This is a genomic window from Nocardia sp. JMUB6875, assembly GCF_041154655.1.
Taxonomy (GTDB): Bacteria; Actinomycetota; Actinomycetes; order Mycobacteriales; family Mycobacteriaceae; genus Nocardia.
On record NZ_BAAFGR010000351.1, the window covers coordinates 1 to 2,780 of the forward strand.

Consider the following 2,780-nt stretch of genomic DNA (forward strand, 5'->3'; position numbering starts at 1 on the left):
AGATCATTCAGGGGTATGAGGTGTGCGGGGCGGGGAGTCTCTACCGTCGAAGGCATGGTCGGAAAAGTGGCTGGGAAGGCCCGTGGGTTGCGGGCGCGGCAGTGGTTCGACGGGTTCACCGTGCTGCTGGCGATCATCTTCATCGCGGTGGCGTGGCCGACGCTGCACCTGACGCACAGGGTGCCGCCGGCGGCCGCGCCCTTCATCGCGGGCTTCGCGGCGTTCCCGATTCTGCTGCTGCGGGTGAATCCGCCGCTGGGATGGGCGGTTTCGGCCGGTTCGGCACTGTTGATCACCTTGGCGGTGCCGCATCAGCCGGGCAACAGCATCCCGTTCCAGGTGGTGCACATCATCGTGCTGTTCGCCCTGGTCTTCGCGGTGGCGGTGCGCGCGCCCGTCCGGATCGTCGGCGTGGTGTGGATCTCCACCTCGCTGCTGTTCGCCACCACCATGGCCCAGACCGGCGACAGTTTCGCCGATGCCGGATTCGGGTGGCCGCTGGCCATCACCGGGCTGGTGGTGTTCGGGCTGCTCATCCGCTGGGTGGCGGTCTCGCGGCAGGCGCTGCTCAAGTCCGAGGAGGAGACCGAGCTGGAGCGGGCGCGGCGCGCGATCCTGGAGGAGAAGGCCCGCATCGCCCGCGATCTGCACGATGTGGTGGCGCACCACATGTCGATGGTGGTGGTGCAGGCGCAGACCGCGCCGTATCGGATCAGCGGGCTGTCACCGGACGCGCGCGCGGAATTCGAATCCATCGGGACCGGGGCGCGGGCCGCGCTCAACGAGATTCGCGGCATGCTCGGCGTGCTGCGCAGTGACGGGCAGCTGCCCGAGCACGCGCCGCAGCCCTCCGCCGCCGATGTGCCCGGACTGCTCGAGGGCGCGCAGCGGGCCGGGGTGCCGCTCACCTTCACCGTGGACGGGAGCCTCGATCTGGTGCCGGAGACGACCGGGCTGGCGCTGTACCGAATCGTGCAGGAGTCCTTGGCCAATGCCTCGCGGCACGCGCCGGGCGCGGCGGTGCGGGTGCGCATCGCGGCCGGATCCGAACTCACCCTGGAGGTCAGCAATGACCGTGCGATCGCGGTCCGTTCCGGCGACCACTCCGGGACCTCCGGCAGCGGCATCGCCGGTATGCAGACCCGCGCGGCCGCCGTCGGCGGCGTGCTCACGGCGGGTCCCCGCCCCGACGGCGGCTTCGAGGTCCACGCCAGCCTTCCCATCTCCGCGAACCTGACCACGCCCATCACCGCCCCGCTGACCTCCACCAACTGAGCCCCCGGGCCTCGAGTGGCGCGAAGTTGTCGTCGCGGAGGCCGGGGGAGCGGCGGCATGGCAAACTCGAGGGCGTGCGTGAGGTGCGATTGTGGGGATAACCGTGTTGATCGCCGACGACCAGGCGATGGTGCGGGCCGGATTCGGGGCGCTGCTGGCGGCGCAGCCGGACATCAGTGTGGTCGGGGACGCCTCGGACGGGAAAATCGCTGTGGCCGAGGCGAAACGGCTGCGCCCGGACGTGGTGCTGATGGATGTGCGCATGCCCGAGATGAACGGGCTGGACGCGGCGCGGGCGATTCTGTCGGCCGGGTTCGAGCCGCCGGTGCGGGTGCTCATGCTGACCACCTTCGATATCGACGACTACGTGTACGAGGCGCTCACCATCGGGGCCAGCGGATTTCTGCTGAAGGACGCGCCCGCCGAGGAATTGGTGCGCGCGGTGCGCGTGGTGGCCGCCGGTGACGCGCTGCTCGCGCCGACGGTGACGCGCCGGTTGATCGCCGATGTGACGCGCCGGCGGGCCCGGCGCGCGCCCGCACCGCAGCTGGAGGTGCTCACCCCGCGTGAGCGCGAGGTGCTGGAGCTGGTGGCGCGCGGCATGTCCAATGCCGAGATCGCCGAAAGTCTTTTTGTCGCCGAACAAACGGTGAAGACGCACGTGTCCAAGGTGTTCACCAAACTGAATCTGCGCGATCGGGCGCAGGCGGTGGTGCTGGCCTACGAATCCGGACTGGTGACCCCGGGCTGACCTGCCCCGACAGCGTTTCGGCGGGTAGGCTCACGGACTTGTACGTCACCGGAAGGGGGTCGTGGACAGTGCTCAACAGCGGTGACGTGTTCGCCGGGTTCACCGTCGAACGGCTGCTCGGGCAGGGCGGGATGGGGTCGGTGTATCTGGCCCGCCATCCCCGGCTGGGCAAGTTGACGGCACTGAAGCTGCTGAATCGGGAACTGTACGCGGACAGGGAGATCCGCGCCCGGTTCGAGCGCGAGGCGGATCTGGTCGCGCGGCTGGACCATCCCAATATCGTCGAGGTGTACGACCGCGGCACCGAGGACGAGATGCTGTGGATCTCCATGCAGTACGTCGACGGGGTGGACGCGGCCAGCGTCAATGTCGCCACGCTGCCGCCCGAGCGCGCCGTCCAGGTGATCGAAGGCGTCGCCAGCGCACTGGATTACGCGCACGGCATGGGGGTGCTGCACCGGGATGTGAAGCCCGCCAACATCATCCTGGCCCGCGCCGTCGCCGGCCACGGTGAGCGCGTGTTCCTCACCGACTTCGGCATCGCCCGCCTGCGCGAGGACTCCACCCACCTGACCCAGGCCGGCATGTTCACCGCCACCCTGGCCTACGCCTCGCCGGAGCAGATGACCGGCGCCCACCTCGACCCCACAACCGACCAGTACTCCTTGGCCTGCGCCCTCTACTGGCTCCTCATCGGCGCCGGCCCCTACGACTCCCCCCACCCCGCCGAACTCATCCGCGGCCACCTCCAACT

At 69.6% G+C, this 2,780-nt stretch carries 3 protein-coding genes; all 3 read left to right on the top strand.

Annotated features, from left to right (window positions below; all coding sequences use genetic code 11):
* Nucleotides 1-54 precede the first annotated feature (54 nt).
* The gene (locus tag ACAM49_RS39665; protein ID WP_369640661.1) at nt 55-1,275 is read left to right on the top strand and encodes a sensor histidine kinase; all 1,221 of its coding nucleotides are present in this window, start codon (nt 55-57) and stop codon (nt 1,273-1,275) included.
* Between the two features lie 91 nt (nt 1,276-1,366).
* Entirely contained in the window at nt 1,367-2,026 is a 660-nt protein-coding gene (locus ACAM49_RS39670) for a response regulator transcription factor (RefSeq protein WP_040811202.1), read from the top strand.
* Nucleotides 2,027-2,094: 68 nt separating this feature from the next.
* On the top strand, nt 2,095-2,780 hold a 686-nt coding region (locus tag ACAM49_RS39675; protein WP_369640662.1), incomplete at its 3' end, for a serine/threonine-protein kinase.